The sequence below is a fragment of the Azospirillum sp. UENF 312511 genome, assembly GCF_058780635.1.
Map to the genome: position 1 here is coordinate 2865267 of NZ_JBSNCG010000003.1, position 25331 is coordinate 2890597.

Annotated in this window: 23 protein-coding genes; 10 read left to right on the plus strand and 13 right to left on the minus strand. The window is 66.9% G+C overall.

The features are described from left to right. Positions 1-102 precede the first annotated feature (102 nt). Complete coding sequence (locus ACWPN7_RS25015) at positions 103-933, plus strand: ABC transporter substrate-binding protein (RefSeq protein ID WP_307832426.1); 831 nt, start codon at positions 103-105, stop codon at positions 931-933. Between the two features lie 3 nt (positions 934-936). Here the strand turns inward: ACWPN7_RS25015 and ACWPN7_RS25020 are convergent, their stop codons facing one another. After that, positions 937-2883: a potassium transporter Kup gene (locus ACWPN7_RS25020; RefSeq protein WP_492273476.1), complete on the minus strand. Its 1947-nt coding sequence runs from the start codon at positions 2881-2883 to the stop codon at positions 937-939. A gap of 829 nt (positions 2884-3712) precedes the next feature. Here ACWPN7_RS25020 and ACWPN7_RS25025 point away from each other — a divergent pair. Further along, positions 3713-5167 carry an ATP-binding protein gene (locus ACWPN7_RS25025; RefSeq protein WP_247874711.1) on the plus strand — a complete coding sequence of 485 codons (1455 nt, stop codon included), beginning with the start codon at positions 3713-3715 and terminating at the stop codon, positions 5165-5167. A gap of 106 nt (positions 5168-5273) precedes the next feature. Here the strand turns inward: ACWPN7_RS25025 and ACWPN7_RS25030 are convergent, their stop codons facing one another. Continuing rightward, entirely contained in the window at positions 5274-5444 is a 171-nt protein-coding gene (locus ACWPN7_RS25030) for a hypothetical protein (protein ID WP_175428589.1), read from the minus strand. Between the two features lie 502 nt (positions 5445-5946). Between ACWPN7_RS25030 and ACWPN7_RS25035 the strand changes: the two genes are divergently transcribed. Then, positions 5947-6639: a LuxR C-terminal-related transcriptional regulator gene (locus tag ACWPN7_RS25035; RefSeq protein ID WP_038527688.1), complete on the plus strand. Its 693-nt coding sequence runs from the start codon at positions 5947-5949 to the stop codon at positions 6637-6639. A gap of 228 nt (positions 6640-6867) precedes the next feature. Here ACWPN7_RS25035 and ACWPN7_RS25040 read toward each other — a convergent pair whose 3' ends face one another. Continuing rightward, complete coding sequence (locus ACWPN7_RS25040) at positions 6868-7611, minus strand: response regulator transcription factor (RefSeq protein WP_247894607.1); 744 nt, start codon at positions 7609-7611, stop codon at positions 6868-6870. A gap of 777 nt (positions 7612-8388) precedes the next feature. Between ACWPN7_RS25040 and ACWPN7_RS25045 the strand changes: the two genes are divergently transcribed. From ACWPN7_RS25045 to der, 5 genes are all read left to right on the plus strand, one after another. Next, positions 8389-9036 (plus strand): response regulator transcription factor, encoded by a 648-nt coding sequence (locus ACWPN7_RS25045; protein WP_114856818.1) that lies wholly within the window; start codon positions 8389-8391, stop codon positions 9034-9036. A gap of 193 nt (positions 9037-9229) precedes the next feature. Further along, positions 9230-9784: a thioredoxin family protein gene (locus tag ACWPN7_RS25050; protein ID WP_349619933.1), complete on the plus strand. Its 555-nt coding sequence runs from the start codon at positions 9230-9232 to the stop codon at positions 9782-9784. Between the two features lie 171 nt (positions 9785-9955). Beyond that, complete coding sequence (locus ACWPN7_RS25055) at positions 9956-10600, plus strand: tetratricopeptide repeat protein (RefSeq protein ID WP_038527696.1); 645 nt, start codon at positions 9956-9958, stop codon at positions 10598-10600. Then, positions 10600-11982, plus strand: a complete 1383-nt coding sequence (locus ACWPN7_RS25060) for an outer membrane protein assembly factor BamB family protein (protein WP_051657833.1) — start codon at positions 10600-10602, stop codon at positions 11980-11982. Before ACWPN7_RS25055 ends, ACWPN7_RS25060 begins: the two co-directional genes overlap by 1 nt. Before the next feature lie 36 nt (positions 11983-12018). Next, entirely contained in the window at positions 12019-13422 is a 1404-nt protein-coding gene (gene der / locus ACWPN7_RS25065) for a ribosome biogenesis GTPase Der (protein ID WP_038527698.1), read from the plus strand. Positions 13423-13705: 283 nt separating this feature from the next. Here the strand turns inward: der and ACWPN7_RS25070 are convergent, their stop codons facing one another. The 5 genes from ACWPN7_RS25070 to radA all read right to left on the minus strand — a co-directional run bounded on the left by ACWPN7_RS25070 (position 13706) and on the right by radA (position 19136). Next, the gene (locus tag ACWPN7_RS25070; RefSeq protein WP_425601787.1) at positions 13706-14371 is read right to left on the minus strand and encodes a LysE family translocator; all 666 of its coding nucleotides are present in this window, start codon (positions 14369-14371) and stop codon (positions 13706-13708) included. Positions 14372-14642: 271 nt separating this feature from the next. Then, entirely contained in the window at positions 14643-15353 is a 711-nt protein-coding gene (locus ACWPN7_RS25075) for an SDR family NAD(P)-dependent oxidoreductase (RefSeq protein WP_459196573.1), read from the minus strand. Between the two features lie 90 nt (positions 15354-15443). Next, positions 15444-16892: an amidophosphoribosyltransferase gene (gene purF / locus ACWPN7_RS25080; protein ID WP_014240365.1), complete on the minus strand. Its 1449-nt coding sequence runs from the start codon at positions 16890-16892 to the stop codon at positions 15444-15446. Positions 16893-16992: 100 nt separating this feature from the next. Beyond that, positions 16993-17679, minus strand: a complete 687-nt coding sequence (locus tag ACWPN7_RS25085; protein ID WP_137102981.1) for a CvpA family protein — start codon at positions 17677-17679, stop codon at positions 16993-16995. Between the two features lie 56 nt (positions 17680-17735). Continuing rightward, on the minus strand, positions 17736-19136 hold the full coding sequence (gene radA / locus ACWPN7_RS25090) for a DNA repair protein RadA (RefSeq protein ID WP_200474506.1): 1401 nt from the start codon (positions 19134-19136) through the stop codon (positions 17736-17738). 159 nt (positions 19137-19295) lie between these two features. Between radA and map the strand changes: the two genes are divergently transcribed. Both map and ACWPN7_RS25100 read left to right on the plus strand, forming a co-directional pair. Continuing rightward, positions 19296-20123 (plus strand): type I methionyl aminopeptidase, encoded by an 828-nt coding sequence (map, locus tag ACWPN7_RS25095; RefSeq protein ID WP_200474505.1) that lies wholly within the window; start codon positions 19296-19298, stop codon positions 20121-20123. Further along, complete coding sequence (locus ACWPN7_RS25100; RefSeq protein ID WP_459196575.1) at positions 20120-20710, plus strand: NUDIX hydrolase; 591 nt, start codon at positions 20120-20122, stop codon at positions 20708-20710. The genes map and ACWPN7_RS25100 overlap by 4 nt, the downstream gene beginning before the upstream one ends. A 3-nt stretch (positions 20711-20713) precedes the next feature. On the opposite strand, the gene ACWPN7_RS25105 is transcribed toward ACWPN7_RS25100, so the two are convergent. From ACWPN7_RS25105 to ACWPN7_RS25125, 5 genes are all read right to left on the minus strand, one after another. Then, a complete protein-coding gene (locus tag ACWPN7_RS25105) occupies positions 20714-20932 on the minus strand; it encodes a hypothetical protein (RefSeq protein WP_035673594.1) in 219 nt (72 codons plus the stop codon). A gap of 103 nt (positions 20933-21035) precedes the next feature. Next, the gene (locus tag ACWPN7_RS25110) at positions 21036-21827 is read right to left on the minus strand and encodes an ABC transporter ATP-binding protein (RefSeq protein ID WP_459196576.1); all 792 of its coding nucleotides are present in this window, start codon (positions 21825-21827) and stop codon (positions 21036-21038) included. An 8-nt stretch (positions 21828-21835) separates the two neighbouring features. Then, positions 21836-22612, minus strand: coding sequence for an MlaE family ABC transporter permease (locus ACWPN7_RS25115; RefSeq protein ID WP_492273477.1), 777 nt, complete (start codon positions 22610-22612; stop codon positions 21836-21838). Further along, positions 22612-23748 (minus strand): alanine racemase, encoded by a 1137-nt coding sequence (alr, locus tag ACWPN7_RS25120; RefSeq protein ID WP_492273478.1) that lies wholly within the window; start codon positions 23746-23748, stop codon positions 22612-22614. The genes ACWPN7_RS25115 and alr overlap by 1 nt, the downstream gene beginning before the upstream one ends. Then, positions 23726-25258 carry a replicative DNA helicase gene (locus ACWPN7_RS25125; RefSeq protein ID WP_014240374.1) on the minus strand — a complete coding sequence of 511 codons (1533 nt, stop codon included), beginning with the start codon at positions 25256-25258 and terminating at the stop codon, positions 23726-23728. The genes alr and ACWPN7_RS25125 overlap by 23 nt, the downstream gene beginning before the upstream one ends. Between the last annotated feature and the right edge of the window lie 73 nt (positions 25259-25331).

Sequence of the window (25331 nt, forward strand, 5' to 3'; positions counted from 1 at the left end):
AATCTTAACAGCGGGCGGGCGAATTGCAAGCCCGCGTTGTGCAGACTGGGCGTGTGGTGCTATCCTGCCGCAGTGGTCGGTTGGTTTTCAGGGGGCAAGGCGGTGCGGCGTCTATCCATCGCGCTGTCGGCGTTGGCGTTCCATGCGGCGTTCCATGCGGCGCTCCAGTCGATGTTCCTGGTGTCCGGCACGGCGCCGGCCTTGGCGGAAAGCCGGCTCGACCGGGTGCAGCGCACCGGGCTGGTGCGCGTGTGCATTTGGCCGGACTATTACGCCATCTCCTTCCGCAATCCCTACAGCGGCGAGCTTCAGGGCCTGGACGTCGACATGGCACGGGCCTTGGGCCAGGACCTGGGCACGCGGGTCAGCTTCGTGGAAAGCGGCTTTTCGAGCTTCATCGCCGATTTGCTGAGCGACCGTTGCGACATCGGCATGTTCGGCATCGGCGTCACCGCGGCCCGCGCCGAGAAAGTCGCGTTCAGCCAGCCCTATCTGAACAGCGGCATCTACGCCGTTTCCTCCCAGGCGCACCCGCGCATCCTGCGCTGGGACGATCTGGACCAGGACGGCATGGTGGTCGCGGTTCAAAAGGGCACCGTCATGGACGATTACGCCAGCCGCGCCCTCCGCAAGGCCAGTGTCCGCATCGTCTCCGGACCTCAGGAGAGGGAGGAGGAGGTGCAGTCCGGGCGCGCCGACGCCTTTCTGACCGACTATCCCTACGGTCAGCGGATCCTCAGCGTCCACCAATGGGCGCACCTGATCACGCCGGAGATTCCGGTGCAGTCCACGCCCTATGCCTACGCGGTGGCGCCGGGAGACCCGTTGTGGCTGGACCGGGTCAACCGGTTCGTCGACGCGGTCAAGCGCGACGGGCGGCTGGAAGCCGCCGCCGCGCGTTTCCGCCTGACCCCCATCGTGGCGCGCGACTGACGGTCAGATCTCCACCTGCGTGCCCAGTTCCACCACCCGGCCCGGCGGAATGCAGAAGAACTCCGTGGCGGACAGGGCCGTCTTCGAGAGCAGGATGAAGGCGGGCTCGCGCCAGCTCGGCAGGCCGGTCGAACGCGACGGGATCAGCGTCTCGCGGCCCAAGAAAAACGACGTCTCCATCATGTCCAGATGCAGGCCGAAGCGGCGGCACCTTTCCAGCGCGCGGGGAATGTGCGGCTGTTCCAGATAGCCGAAGCGCAGGACGACCCGGAAGAATCCCTTGCCCAGTTTCTCGACCAGGACAGCGCGGTCCGGGGAGACGCGGGGCACCTCCTCCATGATGACCGTCATGACGACCACCCGCTCGTGCAGCACCCGGTTGTGCTTGATGTTGTGGAGCAGGGCGTGGGGGACGACGTCGGGGTTGCCGGTCATGAAGATGGCGGTCCCGGCGACGCGCTGCGGCGACTGCGGCGTGACGCGCTGCAGGAACAGGTCCATCGGCAGGGCGTCGGCGTAGAGCCGCTCGGCGAGGATGCGGCGGCCCCGGCGCCATGTCGTCATCAGCGTGTAGACCGCCGCGGCGATCAGCAGCGGGAACCAGCCGCCGTCCGGCACCTTCAGCAGGGTCGCCCCGAACAGCGCGAGGTCGATCACCAGCAGCGTGGAGAAGGCGGCGACCACCAGCAGGGGATTCCAGCGCCACAGCCGCCACGCCACCACCGCGGCCAGGATCGTGTCGATGGCCATGGCCCCCGTCACCGACACGCCGTAGGCGGCGGCCAGATTGCTGCTGGACCCGAAGCCGATCACCAGGATCACCACGCCGATCAGCAGCAGCCAGTTGTTGCGCGGGATGTAGACCTGCCCGACCTCATGCTCCGAGGTGTGGCGGATTTCGCGCCGCGGCAGATAGCCGAGTTGCACGGCCTGCCGGGTCAGCGAGAAGGCGCCGGAGATCACCGCCTGGCTGGCGATGACCGTGGCCGCCGTGGACAGCAGGACCAGGGGAAGCTGCGCCCAGTCCGGCGCCAGATGGAAGAAGGGGTTCTCCAGCGTCTCCGGCTCGTGCAGCAGCATGGCGCCCTGCCCGAAATAGTTCAGCAGCAGGGCCGGCAGGACGAGGTAGAGCCAGGCGATGCGGATCGGCGCTCGCCCGAAATGGCCCATGTCGGCGTAGAGCGCCTCGGCCCCGGTGACCGCCAGGACCACGGCGCCCAGCGTCAGGAAAGCCACCCAGCCGTGGTTGACGAACAGCGCCGCCCCGTACAGCGGGTTGAACGCGCGCAGCACATCCGGCCAGTGCAGCACCTGCATCAGGCCCAGCACGGCCAGCGTGGCGAACCACACCCCCATGATCGGGCCGAAGAAGATGCCGACGCGGCCGGTGCCCTGCCGTTGGAACAGGAACAGCAGGGTGAGGACCGCCAGCGTGATCGGAACGATGTAGGGGGACAGGGCGGGGGTAACGACCTTCAGCCCTTCGACCGCGCTCAGCACCGAGATGGCCGGGGTGATCAGGCTGTCGCCGTAGAACAGGGCCATGCCCAGGATCGCCAGCGCCATGATGGCGCGGTTGCCCGCTCTGGAGCTGAGCCCCCGGTGGGCCAGCGTGCCGAGCGCCAGGACGCCGCCCTCGCCCTTGTTGTCCGCCCGCATGACGAGCAGGACGTATTTCAGCGTCACGACGATGATGAGCGCCCAGGTCGCCAGCGACAGGATGCCGAGGATGGTCGGCTCGTCGAGCGGCAGGCCGGTGTGGGTGAAGGACTCCCGCATGGTGTAGAGCGGGCTGGTCCCGATGTCGCCGTATACGACGCCCAGCGCCCCCAGGACGAGAGCGGGCATGCGGTTGGCTTGAGGGGGGTGGCCCGGGGAGGTGGGAGCGGGGTTGGCGGCCGGAGCGGCGCCGTTCGGTCCGTCGCCGGTTTGCTGGTTGGCGCTGTCCATGATGGTCCGTTCGTTCGGATCGCGGTCCGGTGTCGGGGGTCCCTCCTTGCGGGCGGAACGCTTCGGCCGCGAACCTTCTCCTTACATCAACCGCTCACCACAAGACCATATGGTTCCGGTGGTGCGGGGCCGCCAGCCACAGCGTGCAAGGCGGCGTGAATCGTCGCAATCGGATTTGATGCCGGCTTCGAACGCACCATCGAGCCAAGGGGTCTGGAGTGGAACAAAAAACGAACAACCCGCTTGTCGTTCATTTTTTGTTCTGATACGTTTTCCTTCGTCGACGTTGTCGCCAAGCTGCCGTCCGGCGTTTCGACGTCGCCCGTCGTGTCCCCGCCAACCGATCGAGGAAGATTGCCATGTCGATCCTGGTTTTCCTGCGCGAGCTTGCCGGACTGACGGCCCTGTTCGGCACCCTGTTCGTCTGGACCCTGTTGGGCCACGCCGCCGGATTCTGAGGTGCCGGACCACCCGGAAGGAGTCGCCATAAGGGTTGGACCTCCTCTGGATAATAATCCGAAATCCCAGGCAACCCTTGCCGTCGCATCGCTTACATCCGGAATGCGTCCACCGCAGCCGCCGGGCAACTCCAGCCAAGCCGGGGCCAGCCGGAGCGGGGCGGGCGACGCGACGATCAGACCACCGGTCAAGGCCGGCTGGTGACGACAACGCGGAATTCTGGGAATCGGGACGGATGCGAAACTTCTTTCGGAAGCGGCGGGCGACCGCCGATGCGGATGACCGGATGTCCATGGGTGGCGGCATCACGGGTGGTGGAGCGGCCGGACCGGGCTCCTCCCCGGGCAATGCGGCTCAAGGGCATCCGCCGATGCAATCCCAGAGCCCCCTCGCGGGCCGTCCGGCACCGCATCTGCGACCGGTTGGCGGCGCGGCGGGGACGGGGCATGGCGGCGGGCTTGGCGAGACGATGCGCGGCCCGTCGGGGTTGCGGCACGATCCGCTGAACAGCCCGCTTGGCGGCGGTGCCGGTGGTGGGTTGGGCGGTCAGCGTGGCCAAGCTCCCGTCGACACGGATCTTCCGCGCTTCACCATGACCGTCAACGGCGGCCTGCGTGGACCGGGTGCGGTCGGTGCGCCGGCGATGCTGAAGGGGCTCACCCCCGAACTGAACGGCCTGCTGCGCGAAGCCTTCACGCCGACGCGGCCCAAGCAGCAGCTGAACTCGCTGTTCATCGGCCGGACCGACACGCTGAAGCGCATCATCTCCGCCATCGAGGAGGAGCGGGCGCACGTCATCCTGTTCGGCGACCGCGGCCGCGGCAAGACCTCCGTCGCCAACGCCATCGAGAAGATCGCCGGTCAGGCCGGCTACCTCTCGCTGAAGCTGACCTGCAGCGCGGAGCTGAGCTTCGAGGACATCTTCCGTCATTTCCTCAAGAAGATCCCCTCGACCTACTACCGGTCGGGGATCGACAACCCCTTCGCCTCGCGACGCAGCTTCACCAGCTTCAACGAGCTTCTGCCCGAGGGCGGATTCAGCGTGACGGAGCTGAACGAGGTCCTGTCGGGCATCCACGCCACCCATGTCCTGCTGATCCTCGACGAGTATGACCGCGTCACCGACGAGGACTTCCGCAACAAGCTGGCCGAGCTGTTCAAGAACCTGACCGACAGCTCGATCCCGGTGACGCTGCTGGTGGTCGGCGTGGCCGAGAACCTCGACCAGCTGCTGGGCAAGCACCCGTCGATCCAGCGCTCGCTGGTGCCGGTGCATTTGCCGCTGATGACCGATGTGGAGATCGGACGCCTCATCAACGCCGGTGCCGAGAACGCCGGAATCGCCTTCGCGCCGGAAGCCGTGGACCGCGTCTGCGAGTTCGTCCGCGGTCTGCCCTACTACGCGCAGCTTCTCGGCCTGCACGCCGCCCGCAGCGCGGTCAGCCGCGGTTCGACGGTGGTGGAGCGGGACGACCTCGCCTACGCCGTCACCCGCTGTCTCCAGGAGGCGGAACGCGGCATTGTCGACTCCTACGCCCGCGCGCTGGCCGCCGAACGCCGTGCTGAGCTGGAAGACGTGCTGCTGGCCTGCGCCTTGTGCCCGGCGGACTCCTACGGGACCTTCGACCCCAAGGAGCTGGCCGGACCGGGCGGCGTTCCGCCGACCAAGGAGGCGCTGGGCATCCTGGAGCGGCTCTGCCGCGAGGAGTATGGCGGCGTGCTGGCTCCGGTGGTCGAGCCGGGTTGGACCCGCTACCGCTTCCGCAACCAGATGATGCGCCAGTATGTGCTGATGCGTCAGGCCCACGAGCGCGGCCAGATCTGACCGTCCATCCACGGCAGACCGGTCCGGGGAGGCCCCTTTCCGCTGTCAGGCGGGGAGGGGCCTTCATGCATTCCGGCGTGCATTCCGGCCTGCGCTTTTCCGAGGGTCAGCGCGAATCGAGCAGCATCGCGGTGAGGACCGCGCCGGCGACCAGCGCGCACAGGGCGAGCACGATGGCGAGGCTGCGCAGAAACTGGCGCATTTCCCCCTGCTTCCAGGCGCTTCGGGCCAGAAGCAGAAGATAGCCGGCCGCCGCCGCCCCAATCATCGTCCACATCGAACCGCGCACCGCCTCTGTCGGGAACGCTCCCTCCGCATGGTTTTATGACCTACGGTGAGGGGGCGGCGGCGATCATAGGACGCCCACGGCAAGGGGTGGATGCGCTTCTTCGGCATGAGTGCCTCCTGTCCGTTTGGGGTCGGGAACTTTCGGCAACCCATATGCACCGGGCATCGCCATCGCGCATCCAAAGCGTGCGCGCCTCCGCAAGAAAGTGGTAGAAAATTCAGAAAGTATCCATTCGATTGGGGGTGATGGATACTTTAAAAGAGATGCAGTAATCCATGATTAAAAGTAGCTTTGCGCATATGCCCAATGCGTTCTTCTTTTAATCCCACAGAGTGGTACCGTGTTGCACGACACAGGGGTAAGGTCATCCAAAATATCGGCACGTCAATGCCATCGGTGGGGCACGGGTGGGGAAACCTCGGGTGATTGGTAGCCTACAAGATTGCCCAGGGAGTCAGAGCAATTTTCCAAAAATCGCGGGAGCTGACCAATGGAACCAGTGCGTGCTTTTCTGATCGACTCCAATAAGCTGTTCCGCGAAGGCCTGAAGAGGCTTCTCGACGATTCACCCTTCCAGATCGCGGCGGAGGCGGGGAATCTGCGCGAGGCGCTGAACTCCGTGGAGAACGGCCTGCGTCCGCAGCTCATCCTGCTCGATCTGGTGAACGGAGGCGAGGAGGAGGCCGATGGCATGCGGCGCCTGCGCGCCCAGCTTCCCGACGCGCGCATGGTCATCCTGACCAGCGACCTGTGCACCCGCCGCCTCGCCAACGCTCTGGAGGCCGGGGCCGACGGCTACCTGATGAAGGATCTGTCGTCCGACGCGCTGGCCCAGTCGCTGCGCCTGGTCATGATGGGCGAGAAGGTGTTTCCGACCCATCTCGCCGCTCTGCTGATCTCCGGCCGGGTGAACGGGAACGGCACCGACATGCCGGTGTCGCGCAAGGGCCTGTCGCAGCGCGAGGTCCAGATCCTGCGCTGCCTGCTGAACGGCGACAGCAACAAGATGATCGCCAACCACCTGAACATCACCGAGGCGACGGTGAAGGTTCACTTGAAGAGCCTGCTGCGCAAGATCAACGCGTCGAACCGCACCCAGGCGGCGATCTGGGCATTGAACAACGGCATCGGCGGGGAATTGGCCGGGGCCGGGGCGGTGACCGCGGCGGCCGCCCACCAGTAACCGCTCTCCCGCGGTCATCTCCACCGGTGCAGGCGCCGGACCGGCCCGCCATACCCGTTCGGGGTGGCGGGCCGGTCCGGCGTTTGCGCGTCCGGCCAAGGGCGGGGGCCAAGGGCGGGGCATGCACCCGCTTGGCGCCCAAAGGGAAACCAGAGCGCAGACAGAAAATATCCCGGCGCGGTGGCCGGGATTCTTGCGGTTGGAAGGTGAGGGGCGTCCGACGTAGCGTCAGGACGTGCCGGTCCGATGGGCCGGGGCCGTGTGCATATGCGGCGGCACCATGCCTTCCCGGGCGGACTGCAACGCGCCCTGCTGTCGCGCGGCGAAGACGCCGGCTTCCGTTCGGTTGCGGAAGTGCAGCTTGGACAGAACACTGCGCACCATCGACTTGATGACCGCCTCGGACAGATCGAGCTGGTTGGCGATCGTCCGGTTGTTCAGCCCCTGGCCAAGCAGGCGCAGGGTTTCGAACTCCGGTTCCGACAGCCGCGGCAGCAAGGTCAGCCGGATCTCATCGACGCCCAGCCGGGACAGGAACTGCTTGGGCATCAGACAGTGCCCCTCCAGCCCCAGGTCCAGCAGTTCGTTGATGCGATCCACGTTGATGTCCTCGAACACCCACGCATCGGCGAAGGCCAGGATGTGTGCGGCGTCCAGCAATTCCCGCGACGACAGCACCACGACGATCCGCGACCGGCGTGACAGCCGCAGATAGACCATCGGTTCGTTCTCGCGCAGCGCGGTGAACTGCTGAAGGCCGATCAGGATCGCATCGGGCGTCAGCGTGCTCTGCGTCAGTTCCGATATGTCGTGGAAGACGGTCACACGATGGCGACCGGCCCGGTCGAGCGCCTGCACCACGGTGTCGGTCAGGGAATTGTTGTCGAGAATCAGGCAGACGTGCATGGGGGTCACCGCGTTCCGGGTCGAGTGCGATGCTTTCTCTTGGGCGTACTCATGGTTCATGTGCATGGGTCAGCTCTGTTTGGAGGAGGCATCCACGGCAGGCCCTTGTCGGGCGTTATCGCCGCCTGTGTTTTAGGCTTGTCTCGTGCTCTCTATCCGTCGGCGCTCTGTGTCTTCGCTTAAGTGACTTCGTTTAAAGACTGCATCGAATTTCTGGTATATATCCATCAAACCTGGAAAAAAACTTGACACTGTGACAAACAGTTTATAAATTAGGCGTGTAACACGTAAATCAAACGATAGATGATCACTCAAGATCGTCAAGCGCATCTGAATGGCGACCGGATCGCTCCAAGCGATAACTCTTTTGTGACGGACCGCACTGAAAGGCCAGTACAGGTGTGTGTCGCAAAGTGGGGCATTCCCGCAGGAAAAGTGCCGGCCATTCGTACAGGACGGCACACCGATCGGATAGGTTTTCACGCATTTCGATCATTGGCGCTAATCCTTTGCGCGCATGGGATGTTCCGTGGCGGGACGTCGCCAAGGCATTCGTTTTGAACAACCAAACATGGAAAAAATTCCGCTGCCGCTTTCTTTCGTGCTGAAGCATAGATGAAAAGTCATAGTTCCCGTTTTGTTCAGTCGGCCTTTGCTGTATAGGTGATTGTTTCGCGCCGCAAATGACCTATGGCCCTTGTCCGGATATTGCCTCTCTTCCGAATGTGGTAGCAGTTCTTCAAGCCACGGGGCGAAAGGGTAGTTGGATCGCCAACGGGGTGGCCCGGTTAGTCCGGGGAGGGCTGATCCGAAGCAACGGGAAAAACGAAGGCGGACGGGGCCATGAAAATTCTGATCGGTGACGACCATCTCCTTTTTCGTGAAGGCCTGCGCCGTCTTCTGGAGCAGCTTCACGGGGACGCGATCTTCGTCGAGGCGGGCACCTTCGACGAGGTTCTTCAGCAGTGCCGCGTCGGCGGCGGGTTCGACGTGGTGCTGATGGACCTGCACATGCCGAACTGGCCGGGTTTCGACGGGCTGCGCGAGGTGCAGAGCCTCCAGCCGGGCGTGCCGGTTGTGGTGATCTCCGCCTCCGAGGCGCTCAACGACATCCGCGGCGCGCTCGACCACGGGGCCACCGGCTACATTCCGAAGTCGAGCAGCGTCAAGGTGATGATGGGCGCGCTGAACCTCGTCTTCTCCGGCGGCATCTACGTGCCCCCCGGTGCGCTCACCGCCGCGACCGCGGCCTCCGACGCCGCGCCGCGCCGCGGTCGCCTGGACGGCGCGGACCGCAGCGCCTACGGCCTGACCCAGCGCCAGCGCGAAGTCCTGGATTGCCTGCGGGCGGGCAAGTCGAACAAGCAGATCGCCTACGAACTCGGCCTGTCCGAGGGCACGGTAAAGATCCACGTCACGGCGATCTTCAAGTCGCTGGGCGTCAAGAACCGCACCCAGGCGGTGATCGCCGCCGCCGCCATGGCCTCGTAAAGGGGCGGGTTCGAAGGTCACGGGGCAGGGCGGGAAACAAAGAAAACCGGGTTGGAGACCGACAGGCCGCGAGCAGGCACGAACAAGGTGCCGCCGCGGCCTTTTCGATTCCGGCTTTCGCCTCACCTCATATACTCATGCCCGAACCCGCGCCGGCGGCGCGTCCGAGGGTCCAGAAGGAGGAACGACAGCGATGGCGGCGGAAACCCCGGTGTGCGACTTCGGCCGGAAGGCGGAGGATTTCAGCCTGAAGGGAACCGATGGAAAGACCTACAGCTTGGCCGACGTCCAGGGACCGAGCGGCACGCTGGTCATGTTCATCTGCAACCACTGCCCCTATGTGAAGGCGGTGATCGGGCGAATCGTCGAGGAGGTCGACGCGCTGAGGGCCCACGGCATCGGCGCCGTCGCCATCATGTCCAACGACACCGACGCCTACCCCGACGACGGCTTCGACAACATGAAGCGCTTCGCGGCGGAGCATGGCTTCACCTTCCCCTATCTGCTCGACGAGACTCAGGAGGTGGCGCGGGCTTACGGCGCGGTCTGCACACCCGACTTCTTCGGTTTCAACGCCGACCTTTGCCTGCAGTACCGCGGGCGGCTGGACGCCTCCAAGCGCGAGCCGATCCCCGATGCCCCGCGCGAACTGTTCCACGCGATGGTCCGCATCGCCCAGACGGGGCAGGGGCCGACCGACCAGATCCCCAGCATGGGCTGCTCCATCAAATGGCGGAATCCCGCCTGAATCCGCCCAAAGCGCGGCCTTAATGCCGCATTGGGCGCCGTTGCGCCTTGACCGCGTGCGGCGCCCAATGCTATCCGGCCCTTTGAACCATCAGAACCGCCCGCCGCAGCCGCGCGCGGGCGCAATCCCCGCTGTAACGGTTTTCGTGCCGTAGGATGCCGCTGTAGAGCCATGAGCGATATTTTCCGCGAAGTCGACGAGGATCTGCGCCGCGACCGCATGGAGCGCGTGTTCAAGCGCTACGGCGGCATCATGCTGGCGGCCGCGCTGGCGGTCGTCGCTGCGACGGGCGGCACGGTCGCCTGGCGCAACTGGCAGCAGTCGCAGAAGGAGAGCGGGACGACGGCCCTGGCCGCCGCCCTTTCCCAGGCCGCCCAGGGGCCGGACAAGGGCGTCGAGGCCCTGGCCGCCTTCGCCGCCAAGTCCGACCCCGGCATGGCCGCGCTGGCCCAGCTGAACGCCGCCGCCCTGCTGGCCCGCGAGGGCAAGACGGCGGAGGCGGTGACCGTCTACGACACGCTGTCCAACAACGCCGGCGCCGCCGCGGTCTACCGCGAGCTGGCGGCCCTGCTGTCGGTGATGCACCAGCTCGACTCCGGCGATCCGGCCCAGCTTCAGGCGCGGCTCCAGCCTTTGACGGCGGATGCCAACCCCTGGCGCTTCTCCGCCCGCGAGATGAGCGCCGTGCTCGCCGCCCGCGCCGGGGACAAGGAGCGCGCGCGCACCCTGTTCCAGCAACTGGCCGACGACTCGCAGGCTCCGGCCGGCGTCCGGTCGCGCGCCGCCGATCTCGCCACCCTCTACGGCAAGAGCTGATGACCCGCATTCCCATGGCCGTCCCGACCGCGCACCCGACCGCGAAGCGCCGCTCCCTGCGCGCCGCCCTGCTTTCCGCCCCGCTGCTGGCCGTGCTGCTCAGCGGCTGCGACACCGTCAGCGGGTGGTTCGGCAAGACGCCCGATCCGCCCCTGCCGGGTGAGCGGGTGTCCGTCCTGACCCGCGAGCGCAAGGTGGAGGTCGACCAGCGGCTGGTCGGCACGCCGGTCGCCCTGCCGACCGCCGTGGCCAACCCGGCCTGGGCGCAGTCCGGCGGCACGCCGGAACACGCCGGCGGCAACCTTGCCTTGTCGGCCACGCCCGCCGAGGCGTGGCGTGGCGACGTCGGCACGGGGGCCAGCAGCTCCCGCTCCCTTCTGGAGGCGCCGATCATCGCCGACGGCCGCATCTTCGCCATGGACGCCGACTCGCACGTCGCCGCCCTCGACGAGCGGACTGGCCGCCAGCTCTGGCGAATCGACACCAAGCCGGAGAAGGAGCGCGGCGGCGCCAGCGGCGGCGGCGTCGCCTACGCCGACGGGCGCGTCTTCGCAGCCACCGGCTTCGGCGAGGCGATTGCGCTCGATCCCGCCAACGGCTCGGTCATCTGGCGCAAGCGCGTTCCGGGTCCGGTGCGCGGCGCCCCGACCGTGGAAGGCGGGCGCGTCCTCGTCCTGACGCTGGACAACCAGCTCACCGCCCTGTCGGCCTCCGACGGCGCCGTCCAGTGGTCGCACCAGGGCATTCTGGAGACGGCGGGCCTGCTGGGCGCCGTCAGCCCGGCGGCATCGCCGACCCTGATCGTCGCCCCTTACTCCTCCGGCGAGCTGTACGGCCTGCGTCCGGAGAACGGGCGCGTGGCGTGGCAGGAGAGTTTGGCGGCCATCCGCCGCAGCGGCGCCCTGAGCAGCCTTGCCGACATCCGCGGCCTGCCGGTGATCGATCGCGGCGTCGTCTACGCGATCGGCCATTCCGGCCGCATGGTCGCCATCGACGAGCGCATCGGCATCCGCCTGTGGGAGGCCGAGATCGGCGGCACCCAGACCCCCTGGCTTGCCGGCGACTACCTGTTCGTGGTCACCAACGATTCGGAGCTGGTCGCCCTGACCCGTCAGGCCGGTCACGCCCGCTGGGTCACCCAGCTCGCCCAGTTCACCGATCCGGAGGACAAGAAGGGGCCGATCACTTGGTCGGGTCCGGTCCTGGCCGGCGGCAAGCTCTACGTCACCGGGTCGAACGGCCAGATGCTGGCCCTGTCGCCCGCCGACGGGCAGGTGCTGACCCGCTATTCGTTGCCGGCCTCCACCTATTTGCCTCCGGTCGTGGCGAACAACACCCTATATGTCCTGGGCGAGAACGGTACGCTGGTGGCGTACCGCTGATCGCCGCCCCTGGTTCTTTATAAGGCCCCCGGCCCGATGTCCTTCACCGTTGCTCTCGTCGGTCGGCCGAATGTCGGCAAATCGACTCTCTTCAACCGTTTGGCCGGCAAGAAGCTGGCGCTGGTCGACGACACGCCCGGCGTGACGCGCGACTGGCGCTCGGCCCCCGCCCGTGTGGGCGGGCTGTCCTTCACCGTGGTCGACACCGCGGGCCTGGAGGACGTCACCGACGACAGCCTGGAGGCGCGCATGCGTCGCCAGACCGAACGCGCCCTGGAACGCGCCGACGTGGCGCTGTTCATCGTGGACGCTCGCAGCGGCATCACGCCGCTGGACCGCCATTTCGCGGCTCTGCTGCGCAAGAGCAAAACCCCTGTCATCCTCGTCGCCAACAAGGCCGAGGGCAAAGTGGGGATGACCGGCCTCTACGAGGCCTTCGAGCTTGGCCTGGGCGACCCCCTGGCTCTGTCGGCGGAGCATGGCGAGGGCATGGCCGATCTGGTCGAAGCCTTGCTGCCCTACGCCCCGCCGGAGCCGGAGGCGGTCGAGACGGCCCCGGCCCCCCTCAAGGGGGAGAATGGCGAGGAGTTGCCCGTCGGCGACCAGCCGGAAACCGACGAAGAGCGCGCCCGTCCGATCCAGATCGCCATCGTCGGTCGTCCGAACGTCGGCAAGTCGACCCTGCTCAACGCCCTGATCGGCGAGGAGCGCGTGCTGACCGGCCCCGAGGCCGGCATGACGCGCGACGCCATCAGCGTCGATTGGGAGTGGCGCGGCCGCAAGTTCCGGCTGGTCGACACCGCCGGCATGCGCCGGCGCGCCCGCGTCGATGCCAAGGTGGAAAAGCTGGCCGTCGCCGACGCCCTGCGCGTCGTCCGCATGGCCCAGGTCGTCCTTCTCGTCGTTGATGCGAACCAGATCCTCGACAAGCAGGACCTGACCATCGCCCGCACGGTGGTCGAGGAAGGCCGCGCCCTGGTCATCGCGCTGAACAAGTGGGACGCCGTGGACGACCGCGCCATGGCCTTGCGTCAGGTCGAGGACAAGCTCCAGGCCGCCCTGGCCCAGATCAAGGGCGTGGAGGTCGTGACCATCTCCGCTCTGCAGGGCAAGAAGCTCGACACGCTTCTGGATTCGATCCTGTCGACCTACGGGCAGTGGAACCGCCGCATCCCGACCGCCCAGCTCAACCGCTGGATCGAAGGCGTGCTGGATCACCACCCGCCGCCCCTGGTCGAGGGCCGTCGCGTGAAGATTCGCTACGCCACGCAGGTGAAGACCCGCCCGCCGACCGTGGCGCTGTTCGTGAACAAGCCGCTGGATCTGCCGGAAAGCTACCAGCGCTATCTGATCGCGCATCTGCGTGAGACGTTCGACCTGCCGGGCGTGCCGGTGCGGCTGCTGCTGCGCAAGCAGAAGAATCCCTACGCGGACGACTGAGAGGCTCGGCATTGGCCCCCTCCCGGTCTCCCTTTCCGCTTCTGTAACGAGTATCCTCGTCATTTCCGCGAGGGCGAGGATTCAGTTTTCCGCAGATGAGCATTTGATTGGACTGATGCGGTTGGAAAATGATCGCATTCATCATTTTCCAACCATCAAATCCCGGCAGATCAATGCGTTAGCATTTATCGAGAAGGTCTTGTCGGCGGCACCTTCTCGTGCCGACAGGATGCATTCCGGCCAAGGCGGGAATGACGAGTGAGGAAAGCGGCGGTAGACGTCATCAAGACGCCGTTCGTCGCCACGCTGCGGTCATTATCCCCGCCCCGATGAGCATCGCTCCTCCTGTCCGATTGAAAATCCGCCGGATCGAGGGGCGTTGCACCGCTTGTCCCGCCGCCGAGGCCAGAAGTGCGTACAACGTGGCGTTCAGGGTCGCCAACACCAGGAAGGTCGCCTCCATGATCAGTATTTGTGGCAAAAGCGGCTGAGTGGAATCAACAAACTGCGGTAGAAAGGCAACGAAGAAGACGATGCTTTTGGGATTCAGTGCCGTCACGGCATAGGTATGAAGGGCCATGCGGAAGGGGGGCACGGCGGGAGCCGGCTCGGTTGATGTGGCCTCGACAACCGGGGATCGCCACAACTTGAGGCCGAGATATACGAGGTAGGCTGCCCCAACCCATTTCAATGCGGTGAAGAGCAGGGACGAGGCGGCCAGCACCACGCCCAAACCCAGCATGGATGCGGTCATGGCGGTGAAGTCGCCGAGCGCAACGCCGACGACGGTGGCGAGCCCTGAACGCCGGCCCTGACCGAGCGCATAGGATACCACAAGCAGAATCGTGGGGCCTGGGATGATCAACAACACCGCGGATGCTGCGGTAAAGGCAAGCCAAGCTTCTATCGGCATCATCACCTCCCTCTGGATAGCCGTCGACTGATCCATAAATCTGGCCGGCTTACAACGTCCGATTTTCCGAGGACGGCCTTGTAGACCCGGACCAGCGGTGGGAAGGGTGAGGAACGCCTTCGACTTATCGGGGCAGGGGAAAGCCTTTGGTTTCCGCGCCGTGCGGCATCGGGTTCGTGCTGAAGCGTGGCATCCCTTGGAAGATGCTGCTGCAGGAGTTGGGCTACGGCTCGGACACCCAGCCCGGCTTCCTCACGCTCGTCGGCGCGCTGCTCTCATTCCGTTTTTCGTTAAGACGTCTCTAAGCTTACCCCTGCGCCGACACGACCTCGCCGTGACGGGTGCAGGACGCCTCCGCCAGGGCCACGAACGCTTCGGTCACGTCCTCCGGCTGGGCCAGCTTGGTCTGGTCTTCGCCGGGGAAGGCCTGCATGCGCAGCTTGGTCGCCACGATGCCGGGATCGACCAGATTGACGCGCAGGTTCGACGAGGCGATTTCCATCGCGTAGGTTTTCACCATCATCTCCAGCGCCGCCTTGCTGGCCCCGTAAGGGCTCCAGTAGGGGTAAGGCGCGTTCGCGGCGCCCGACGTCACGAAGATGGCGCGCCCCGCGTCGGACGCGCGCAGCAGGCGGTCGAAGGAGCGGATCAGGCGGAAGTTGGCCGTGACGTTCACGTCCATCACGCGCTGCCACAGCTTCGGATCGTAATGGGCGACCGGCCCCAGCGCTTCCAGGACGCCCGCATTGCTGACCAGGATGTCGAGCTTCCCGAAGCGCTCGAAGATCGAGTAGCCGAGCTGGTCGATCTTGTCGAACTGGCGCAGGTCCAGCGGGACCAGCGTGGCGTTGCGGCCCGTGGCCTGGAAGATCGCGTCGTCGGTCTCCTCCAGGCCGCCGACGGTGCGGGCGGCGAGGATGACGTGGGCGCCTTCGGCGGCGAAGCGCTTGGCGACGGCGGCGCCGATGCCGCGCGAGGCGCCGGTGATGAGGGCGGTGCGGCCGGAAAGACGGGACATGGCGGCGACTCGACGATGTTCGGTAGCGGGATTGGCAAACGGGCCGGTCCGCTGGGTTGCGGCCGGCCCGTCGCGGCGGTGGTCAGGCGGTCAGGCGCGGATGCGGACGTTCGCCTCGACCGGCGGGTGGTCCAACGCGTCGGTCAACGCGATGGGGTAGTCGCCGGTGAAACAGGCGTCGCAGAAGGTCAGCTTCTGCGGGTCGCGGCGCTCGGCGCCCATGGCGCGGTAGAGACCGTCCAGCGAGATGAAGGCGAGGCTGTCGGCCTGGATGAAGTCGCGCATCTCCTCCACCGACATGCGGTGGGCGAGCAGCTTGCTCTGCTCCGGCGTGTCGATGCCGTAGAAGCAGGGGTGCGAGGTTGGCGGGCTGGAGATGCGCATGTGCACCTCCTTCGCCCCGGCGGCGCGCACCATCTCGACGATCTTCTTGGAGGTCGTGCCGCGCACGATGCTGTCGTCCACCAGCACCACCCGCTTGCCCTCGATCATGGCGCGGTTGGCGTTGTGCTTCAGCTTCACGCCCAGATGGCGGATCTGGTCGGTGGGCTCGATGAAGGTGCGGCCGACATAATGGTTGCGGATGATGCCCAGCTCGAAGGGCACGCCGCTCTGCGTGGCGTAGCCGAGGGCCGCCGGCACGCCGCTGTCGGGCACCGGAACCACCACGTCGGCCTCGATCCCCGATTCGCGGGCCAGCTCGGCGCCGATCCGCTGGCGGGCGTTGTAGACGGAGGACCCCTCCATCACGCTGTCGGGCCGCGCGAAGTAGATGTATTCGAAGATACAGAAGCGGCGGCCCTGCGGCTGGAAGGGGCGGAGGCTCTGCACGCCCTGCTCGTTCAGAACGACCATCTCGCCCGGCTCGACGTCGCGCACATAGTCGGCGCCGACGATGTCCAGGGCACAGGTTTCGCTGGTCACGATGTAGGTGTCGCCCAGCTTGCCCAGGACCAGCGGGCGGACGCCCAGCGGGTCACGGACGCCGATCACCTCGTTCGGGGTCAGCGCCACCAGGGAGAAGGCGCCCTCGACCTGCCGCACCGCCTCGATCAGCCGGTCCACCGGCGAGCCGCCGCGGGCGATGGCCATCAGATGGACGATGGTCTCGGTGTCGGTGGTGGACTGGAACAGGCAGCCGCGGCGGACGAGCTGGCGGCGCAGCGTGTGCGCGTTGGTCAGGTTGCCGTTGTGGGCCAGCGCGAAGCCGCCGAACTCGAAGTCGGCGTAGAGCGGCTGGACGTTGCGGATCGTCGTGTCGCCCGTGGTGGCGTAGCGGACGTGGCCGATGGCCTGCGGGCCCTTCAGCTTGCCGATGATGGCTTCCGACGAGAAGTGATCGCCGACGAGGCCCAGGGTGTGCTCCAGATGGAAGCGGTCGCCGTCGTGGCTGACGATGCCGCAGGCTTCCTGCCCGCGATGCTGCAGCGCATGCAGGCCGAGCGCGGTGATGGCCCCCGCCTGCGGATGGCTGTGGATGCCGAACACGCCGCACTCCTCGCGCAGCTTGTCGTCGTCGAACGGATGCGTCGTCAGCATCGAAAGATCCTCGTCATACACAGCATCACCAAAGGGCATTGCCCCGGCGGCCTCTTTGCCAGCGGGGCGTTACTCACAGGCACTCTGCACCATGCGGCGTTCAGCGTGCGTTCTGGATCAGTCGCTCAAGGTCGCCGCGGTCCCGGTCCTTATAGCCGGTATCGGATTGCGACGCACCACCGGTCTTCGGCGCTCCGGGAACCGGCGTGGACAGGCGGTCCAGCGCTTCCTTGGCCTCCACCGCCTGCCGCGCGCGCTCCCGCGCCATGTCCATCTGGCCCAGCCCGTCCTTGCGCAGCGACTCCGGCATCACCTCGTAGATCATGGCGGCCCCGGAGACCAGCATCGGCCGGGTCTTGGCGCTCTGCAGCCACGCCGGGTGTTCCGCCGGGTTCGGCACCAGCCAAGCGAAGAAGAGATAGGCGACGGAGGCGAGGATTGCACCCTTCAGCAGGCCGAAGACGAAACCCAGCGAGCGGTCGAGCGCCGAAAGGCCGGAATTCTGCACCCCACGCGACACGACGCGGCCCAGGATTGTCAAAACCACAAGGCTGACGACGAACAGCGCCACCGCCGACGCGGCGTAGGCGGCCATCTCGACATGGATGTAGGTCTGCGCGATGGGCAGAACGTGGGGCAGGGCGTTCAGCGTGACCAGCGCCGCACCGACCCAGGCCGCGACCGACAACACCTCGGCCACCATGCCACGGGTGAAGGCCAGCAGGGCCGACAGCAGAAGCACCACGATGACGGCCAGATCCGCCGGGTTGATCGGGAAGGTGTCCATAACGCCGCTACGCCTCGTGCGCTTTCGCTTCAGATGCTTGTGTCAAATCAGACGCTTCAATCCCGGCCGCGCGGCGGACGGGGTCCCGATCCGGCCTGGAACAGCGGCAGCAATTCGCTGAGCTGCTGCAACTCGACCGATTTCAGGCCGGTGTCGCCGCGCCCCGGCTTCTTGCCGTTCCGTCTAGCCGGAAAGATCGCCGTTGAAAACCCCAGCTTCGCGGCTTCCTTCAGCCGGGCGTCGCTCTGGCCCACGGCGCGCACCTCGCCCGACAGGCCGATCTCGCCAAAGACCACGGCGTCGGCGGGCACCGGCTCCCCGGTCAGGGAGGAGACCAGCGCCGCGGCGACCGCAAGGTCCGCCGCCGGCTCGGTGATGCGCAGCCCGCCGGCCACGTTGAGATAGACGTCGTTGGCGCCGATCTGCACGCCGCAGCGCGCCTCCAGAACGGCCAGAACCATGGCGAGACGCGCCGAGTCCCAGCCGACCACCGCGCGCCGCGGCGTGCCGAGCGGGGAGGGGGCGACCAGCGCCTGAACCTCGACCAGCACCGGGCGGGTGCCCTCCATGCCGGCGAAGACCGCGGCGCCCGACACGTCGCCGCGCCGTTCCGCCAGGAACAGGGCGGACGGGTTGGCGACCTCGCCCAGCCCGCCGTCGGTCATCTCGAACACGCCGATCTCGTCCGTCGCGCCGAAGCGGTTCTTCACCGCGCGCAGGATGCGGAACTGGTGGCCGCGCTCGCCTTCGAAATAGAGCACCGTGTCCACCATGTGCTCCAGCACGCGGGGGCCGGCGATGGTGCCTTCCTTGGTGACGTGGCCGACCAGCAGCAGGACGCAGCCGCGCCGCTTGGCGACGCGGATCAACTCCTGCGCGGAGGCCCGCACCTGGGCGACGGTGCCGGGGGCGCTGTCCAGATTGTCCACATACATGGTCTGGATCGAGTCGATGACGACCACCTCCGGCCCATCGGTGCCGTCGAGCGAGGCGACGATGTCGCGCACGCTGGTCGCCGAGGCCAGCTGGACCGGTGCGGCGGCGCAGCCCAGCCGGACGGCGCGCAGCCGCACCTGATCCACCGCCTCTTCGCCAGAGACGTAGGCGCAGCGGTGTTCCTGCGATAGGCGCGCCATGGCCTGGAGGAGAAGGGTCGATTTGCCGATGCCGGGGTCGCCGCCGATCAGGATCGCCGATCCGGGGACGAGGCCGCCGCCGCAGACGCGGTCGAATTCCTCGATGCGGGTCATGCGGCGCGGCGGCGCCTCGCTGGACCCGGCCAGCCCGACGAAGTCCAGCCGGCGTCCGCGCGCCACGCCCAATCCCTTGGGGGCGGCGTCCGGGGCGGCTTCCTCGACGAGGGTGTTCCATTCGCCACAAGCGTCGCAGCGACCCGCCCATTTCGGGAAGGACGCGCCGCAAGCCTGACAGACGTAGCGGGTGGTTGGCTTTGCCAAAGGTCTAGCGATTGGTTGGAGCGGCAGCGCCCCACATATAGCAAGCTGACGTTCTAAATCCTATGGCAGAGGTGATAAAAAGCTGGGGCTTTTCTCGGCCGTTCCGGTGATAGGTTCTGTCCCGGAATTCATGATGAACAACGGATGTGAGGTGACACGGTGGCGGAAAAGGACGCGCGGAAGATCCCGCTGCACGGCCCGGAGGAGTTCGAGGCGATTCGCAAGGCCGGGCGGCTGGCCGCGGCGACGCTCGACCACATCACGCCCCAGGTGGTGCCGGGGGTCAGCACGGGCCATCTGAACCGGCTGATCGAAACCTTCATGCGGGACAACGGCGCCATCCCCGCGACCCTCGGCTATCACGGTTATCCGGCGGCGAGCTGCATCTCGCCGAACCATGTGGTGAATCACGGCATTCCGTCCGACGACAAGACGCTGGTCGACGGCGACATCGTGAACGTCGACGTGACGGTGATCCTGGACGGCTGGTACGGCGACACCAGCCGCATGTTCTTCGTCGGCGACAAGATCGGGGTGAAGGCGCGCAAGCTGGTGGACATCACCTACAAGGCGATGATGGCCGGCATCGCTCAGGCCAAGCCGGGCAACCATTTGGGCGACATCGGACACGCCATCCAGACCCTGGCGGAATCCCACCGTTACGGCGTGGTGCGCGATTTCGGCGGGCACGGCATCGGGCGGGTGTTCCACGACGCGCCCCATGTCGACCATTTCGGCAAGCGCGGCACCGGGGTTCTGCTGGTTCCGGGCATGGTCTTCACCATCGAGCCGATGCTCAACGCCGGCAAGCCGGACGTGAAGATCCTGTCGGACGGCTGGACCACCGTCACCCGCGACCGCTCCCTGTCCGCCCAGTTCGAGCATCAGGTCGGCATCACCGAGACGGGCTGCGAGATCTTCACCCTGTCGCCGGCGGGCTTCACCCAGCCGCCCTACGGGACCGTTGCCGGGGCCGTCGCGGCATGAGCGGGGACTTGACGCCCTGGACGGTCCTGGAGCGCCGAACCCTGCTCGATGCCGGGCCTTTCCTCAAGGTGCACGCCGAAACCATCGAGACGCCGGAGGGCCGGCGCGTGGACAATTTCTATCAGGTCGAGCAGATGGACTTCGTCCAGATGTTCGTCGAGGATGCGGATGGGCGCGTCCTGATGCTGCGCACCTACAAGCACGGCCCGCGCCGCGTCAGCCAGACCTTTCCCGCCGGCGCCCTGAACCCCGGTGAGGAGCCGCTGGCCGCGGCGAAGCGGGAATTGCTGGAGGAAACCGGCTACGCCGCGGAGGACTGGACCGCGCTCGGCTCCTACGTGGTGCAGGGCAACCAGCGCGGCTGCGTCTGCCACATGTTCCACGCCCGCAACGCCCGAAAGGTGGCCGAGGCGGATTCCGGGGACCTGGAGGAGATGCGGTTGGAGCTGCTGACCCGAGCGGAGCTGATCGCCGCGGCGGCAGAGGGCGATTACGCCTTGCTGCCGGTCATCGCCATGCTGGGCGCCATCCTGCTGCCGGAACTGCGCGACAACCTCGCACGGTCGGCGGCGCGTCCGGCGCCGTGACGGTCACTTCCCGTCGGTCGGGCCGGCGAAGAAATGGGCGAGCGCGTCGGCCGCTTCGAGCGACAGCTGGTTGTCGTTCTTGAGGAGCTGCTCGTGGGCGTTCTTGATGGTCTGCACCGTCTCTTCGTTGGTCAGCAGCCCCTTGGCCTGGAGCGTCTCCAGAATCTTGGCGCTCAGCATGAAGCTCGCGAAGGCCAGTCCGTTCGTGGTGATGTCCGCCATGCTCGTCTCTCCGATGGGACGCCGGCCTGTGGTGGCCGGCGTTTGTTCTGGCCGACCCTACCGGGCGGCAGGTTAATTTTGCACGAACCGGCGCTGCGGCGCTTTACAGCGCCCGCACCTGCATCTTGATCGGCCCTTCGCCCCGGCCATGGACGAACTGGTCCACATAGGGGTTGCCGGAGTTGTCGATGTCGTTGGCATGGCCGGTCCAGATGATCCGGCCCTGGTAGATCATCGCCACGCGGTCGGCGATCTTGCGGGCCGAGGCCATGTCGTGGGTGATGGTCACGGCGGTGGCGCCGAGGTCCTTCACGCACTTCACGATCAGCTCGTTGATCACGTCGGCCATGATCGGGTCGAGGCCGGTCGTCGGCTCGTCGAAGAAGATGATCTCCGGCTCGTCGGCGATGGCGCGGGCGAGGCCGACGCGCTTCTGCATGCCGCCCGACAGCTCCGACGGGAACAGCTCGCCCACCTCGGGGCCGAGGCCGACCGCGCCCATCTTGGCGATGGCGATGTCCTTGGCCTTGGGGCGCGGCATGTGCTCGCCCTGGATCAGGCCGAAGGCGACGTTCTCCCAAACCTTCAGGCTGTCGAACAGGGCGGCACCCTGGAACAGCATGCCGAACTTGTGCAGCAGCTTCTCCCGCTCGCGCGGGCGCAGCTTGGTCGTCTCCTCGCCGTCGACGCGGATGGAGCCGCTGTCCGGCGACAGCAGGCCGAGGATGCATTTCAGCATGACCGACTTGCCGGTGCCCGACCCGCCGATGACGACCAGCGATTCGCCGCGCCCGACCTCCAGGTCGATGCCGTTGAGCACGACCTTCTGACCGAACGCCTTGTGCACGTTCTTCAGCGAAATCTTCGGCGGATGAGCGGGGGGAACCTGGGACATGGAGGCGCTCACTTCGTCGAGAAGAAGATGCCGGTGATGAGGTAGTTCCACACCAGGATCAGGATGGAGGCCGAGACCACCGCGTTGGTCGTCGCCGCACCCACGCCCTGGGCGCCGCCGCGCGAGTGGTAGCCGTGGTAGCAGCCCATCAGCGACACCATGAAGCCGAACACCGCCGCCTTGACGAGGCCGGAGATCACGTCGACCGGCTCCAGGAACTCCCAGGTCCGGCCGATGTAGGAGGCCGGGTTGAAGTCCAGCCGGTAGACGCCGACCAGGAAGCCGCCGAACACGCCGATGATGTCCGCCACCAGCACCAGCAGCGGCAGCATGGCCAGCCCGGCGATCAGCCGTGGCGCCACCAGATACTTGAAGGGGTTGGTCGACAGGGTCGACAGCGCGTCGATCTGCTCGGTCACGCGCATGGTGCCGATCTCGGCGGCCATGGCAGCGCCGATGCGCCCGGCGACCATCAGGCCGCCCAGCACCGGCCCCAGTTCGCGTGTCACCGACAGGGCGACCACCGTGGCGATGGCGCCCTCCGCCTGGAAGCGGGAAAAGCCGGAGTAGCTCTGCAGCGCCAGCACCATGCCGGTGAACAGCGCGGTCAGCCCGACCACCGGCAGCGAGTAGTAGCCGATGTCGATCATCTGGCGCAGGATCTGCCGCGGGTAGAACGGCGGACGCACGCAGTGCGACAGGGCGGCGCCGGTGAACATGGCGAGCTTTCCGGTGGCTTCCAGAAAGATCAGGAAGGCCCGTCCGGTGGTGGCAAGGAAACCCATCAAGCGACCTCAGGCGGCGGTGGGTCGCGGTAGACCCTGTGGTAACGCGCGCCCAGCGAGGTCAGGATCTCGTAGCCGATGGTGCCGCCCTCGCTCGCCACGGTGTCCACCGGGCGGTTCGGGCCGATCAGCTCCACCAGCCCGCCGGGCGTCACCGCCGCGTCGGGGAGGTGGCTGACATCCACCGTCACCAGATCCATCGAAACACGCCCAACCACCGGAGCGGCCACGCCGTTGACGAAGACATGGCCGCGCCCGCTGAGCGAGCGCAGATATCCGTCGGCATAACCCACTGCGATGGTTGCGATTTTTCCTCTCGCCGCAACGCGGTGCGTGGCACCGTAGCCAACGGTCATAGGGCTGTCAACGTTGCGCACCTGAAGCAGCCGGGCGTCGAGCCGGATCGTGCCCCGCATCGGGTTCTCCGCGGCGGGCGTCGGATTGACGCCGTAGAGCGCGCAGCCGGGCCGCACGAGGTCGAAATGGAAGGCCGTTCCGTGAAAGATCCCGGAGGAATTGGCGAAACTCGCCTCGGCCGCCGGCAGCCGTCCGATCGCCGAACGGAAGCGCCCGAGCTGCTGGCTGTTCATCACCGAATCTTCGTCGGCGCAGGCGAGGTGGGTCATCCACACCCGGACATCCACCCCCTCCAGCCGGGAGAGGTCGCCGACCAGCGTGTCCAGCTCGTCCGGACCAAGCCCGAGTTGGTTCATGCCGGTGTCGATGTGAACGACGGCGGGCAGGGCCGTTCCCTGCGCCCTGGCGTGGGCCTGCCACGCCGCGATGTCGCCCAGATGGTTCAGCACCGGCAGGATGCGCTGGGCCGTGAAGTCGGGCGCGGTGCCGGCGGGCAGGCCGCCCAGCGACAGGACGCGGGCGTCGGCCGGCGCCACGGCGCGCACGGCCAGCGCCTCCTCGAACTGGGCGACCACGAAGGTCCGGCAGCCGGCGGCGGCCAGCGCCGGAACGACGCGCTCCACCCCCAGGCCATAGGCGTTCGCCTTGACGACGGCGGCGCATTCCGCCGGGGCCACCCGGTCGCGGAGCTGCGTCCAGTTGGCGACCACGGCGCCGAGGTCGATGGTCAGGACGGCGCCGGCGCGGGCCAGCGGATCACTCAGTGGGGCCGAAGTCATGGGTCGTGTCGAGGTCGCCGAATTTCGTGAACTGTCCGTCGAAGAACATGCGGACGCTGCCGATCGGGCCGTGGCGTTGCTTGGCGATGATCGCCTCCGCGGTGTTGTGCACCTCGGCGTAGCGCCTCTGCCAGTTGGCGTAGCGGTCGTTGTACTTGTCCTCCGACTCCTCGGGCCGGCGGGCCGGCTCGCCGCGCTCAAGATAGTACTGTTCGCGGTAAACGAACATCACCACGTCGGCGTCCTGCTCGATGGAGCCCGATTCACGCAGGTCGGCGAGCTGCGGCCGTTTGTCCTCGCGCATTTCCACCGCGCGGCTGAGCTGGGACAGCGCCAGCACCGGCACCTCCAGCTCCTTGGCGATGGCCTTCAGACCGCGGGTGATCTCCGAGATTTCCTGGACGCGGTTCTCGTTGCCCTTGGTCGAGCTGCCGCGCAGCAGCTGGAGATAGTCCACCACCACCATTCCCAGCCCGTGCGTGCGCTTCAGCCGGCGGCAGCGGGTGCGGACCGCGGCGATGGTCAGGGCCGGCGTGTCGTCCACGAAGAAGGGGACACGGCTGAGTTCCTGGCTGGCCGCCACGAATTTGGGAAAGTCGCTGTCCTTGATCTCGCCGCGGCGGATCTTGTCGCCCGACACCTCGGCCTCGCCGGCCAGGATACGGGTGGCGAGCTGCTCCGCCGACATTTCCAGAGAGAAGAAGCCGACCGGCGCGCCCTCGCCGCCGTTGGTGCGCATGTGCGCCTTGGCGGCGTTGAACGCGATGTTGGTGGCCAGCGCCGTCTTGCCCATGGAGGGGCGCCCGGCGAGGATGATGAGGTCCGACGGGTGCAGGCCGCCCAGCTTGCGGTCCATGTCGCGCAGGCCGGTGGTCACGCCGGTGACGTGGCTGGAGCGGCGGAAGGCCGTCTCCGCCGTGGCGATGGCCGCCTTCAGCGACTCGGAGAAGGCGATGAAGCCGCCGCGCACGTCGCCGGTCGAGGCAAGGTCGAACAGCTGCTTCTCCGCCGTCTCGATCTGGTCCATGGCGTCGATGTCGAGGTCGTGCTGATACGCCTCGTTCACCATGTCCGTGCCGACCTCGATCAGCTGACGGCGCAGGAAGAGGTCGTGGATCGTCTTGCCGTAATCGCCCGCGTTGACCACCGTCACGACGTTGGCGGCGAGCTGCGCCAGATAGCCGGCGCCACCGTCCGGCGCCAGCTCGACGTCGTTGTCGAAATAGGCCTTCAGAGTCACCGGGTTGGCGATCTGTCCACGCTCCACCATCTTGGCGATGGCCGAGAAGATGCGCTGGTGCGCCGGGTCGTAGAAATGCTCGGCGCGCAGGAACTCGCCGACCTTCTCATACGCCTTGTTGTTCACCAGGATGGCGCCGAGCAGCGCCTGTTCGGCCTCCTCGTTGTGCGGCGGCGTGCGGTATTCCGCCGTCGGCTTCACGGCAGCGGCACGGGACAGCCCGCCGTCGAGGGGGCGCGGCTCGAAAAGCTGGGTGGTCTTGTCATCCATGGCGGCACTTTAGCAAAGGGCGGGACGCAAAGCTGTGCGATCGGGGTAAATCTACCCACATTCCTGTGAGTAA

Coding starts and splice junctions, on each gene's coding strand:
- ACWPN7_RS25020 (WP_492273476.1), bottom strand. CDS start 2,883: ATGGACAGCGCCAACCAGCAAACCGGCGACGGACCGAACGGCGCCGCT.
- ACWPN7_RS25025 (WP_247874711.1), top strand. CDS start 3,713: ATGCAATCCCAGAGCCCCCTCGCGGGCCGTCCGGCACCGCATCTGCGA.
- ACWPN7_RS25030 (WP_175428589.1), bottom strand. CDS start 5,444: ATGTGGACGATGATTGGGGCGGCGGCGGCCGGCTATCTTCTGCTTCTG.
- ACWPN7_RS25035 (WP_038527688.1), top strand. CDS start 5,947: ATGGAACCAGTGCGTGCTTTTCTGATCGACTCCAATAAGCTGTTCCGC.
- ACWPN7_RS25040 (WP_247894607.1), bottom strand. CDS start 7,611: ATGCACATGAACCATGAGTACGCCCAAGAGAAAGCATCGCACTCGACC.
- ACWPN7_RS25045 (WP_114856818.1), top strand. CDS start 8,389: ATGAAAATTCTGATCGGTGACGACCATCTCCTTTTTCGTGAAGGCCTG.
- ACWPN7_RS25050 (WP_349619933.1), top strand. CDS start 9,230: ATGGCGGCGGAAACCCCGGTGTGCGACTTCGGCCGGAAGGCGGAGGAT.
- ACWPN7_RS25055 (WP_038527696.1), top strand. CDS start 9,956: ATGAGCGATATTTTCCGCGAAGTCGACGAGGATCTGCGCCGCGACCGC.
- ACWPN7_RS25060 (WP_051657833.1), top strand. CDS start 10,600: ATGACCCGCATTCCCATGGCCGTCCCGACCGCGCACCCGACCGCGAAG.
- der (WP_038527698.1), top strand. CDS start 12,019: ATGTCCTTCACCGTTGCTCTCGTCGGTCGGCCGAATGTCGGCAAATCG.
- ACWPN7_RS25070 (WP_425601787.1), bottom strand. CDS start 14,371: ATGGATCAGTCGACGGCTATCCAGAGGGAGGTGATGATGCCGATAGAA.
- ACWPN7_RS25075 (WP_459196573.1), bottom strand. CDS start 15,353: ATGTCCCGTCTTTCCGGCCGCACCGCCCTCATCACCGGCGCCTCGCGC.
- purF (WP_014240365.1), bottom strand. CDS start 16,892: ATGCTGACGACGCATCCGTTCGACGACGACAAGCTGCGCGAGGAGTGC.
- ACWPN7_RS25085 (WP_137102981.1), bottom strand. CDS start 17,679: ATGGACACCTTCCCGATCAACCCGGCGGATCTGGCCGTCATCGTGGTG.
- ACWPN7_RS25100 (WP_459196575.1), top strand. CDS start 20,120: ATGAGCGGGGACTTGACGCCCTGGACGGTCCTGGAGCGCCGAACCCTG.
- ACWPN7_RS25105 (WP_035673594.1), bottom strand. CDS start 20,932: ATGGCGGACATCACCACGAACGGACTGGCCTTCGCGAGCTTCATGCTG.
- ACWPN7_RS25110 (WP_459196576.1), bottom strand. CDS start 21,827: ATGTCCCAGGTTCCCCCCGCTCATCCGCCGAAGATTTCGCTGAAGAAC.
- ACWPN7_RS25115 (WP_492273477.1), bottom strand. CDS start 22,612: ATGGGTTTCCTTGCCACCACCGGACGGGCCTTCCTGATCTTTCTGGAA.
- alr (WP_492273478.1), bottom strand. CDS start 23,748: ATGACTTCGGCCCCACTGAGTGATCCGCTGGCCCGCGCCGGCGCCGTC.
- ACWPN7_RS25125 (WP_014240374.1), bottom strand. CDS start 25,258: ATGGATGACAAGACCACCCAGCTTTTCGAGCCGCGCCCCCTCGACGGC.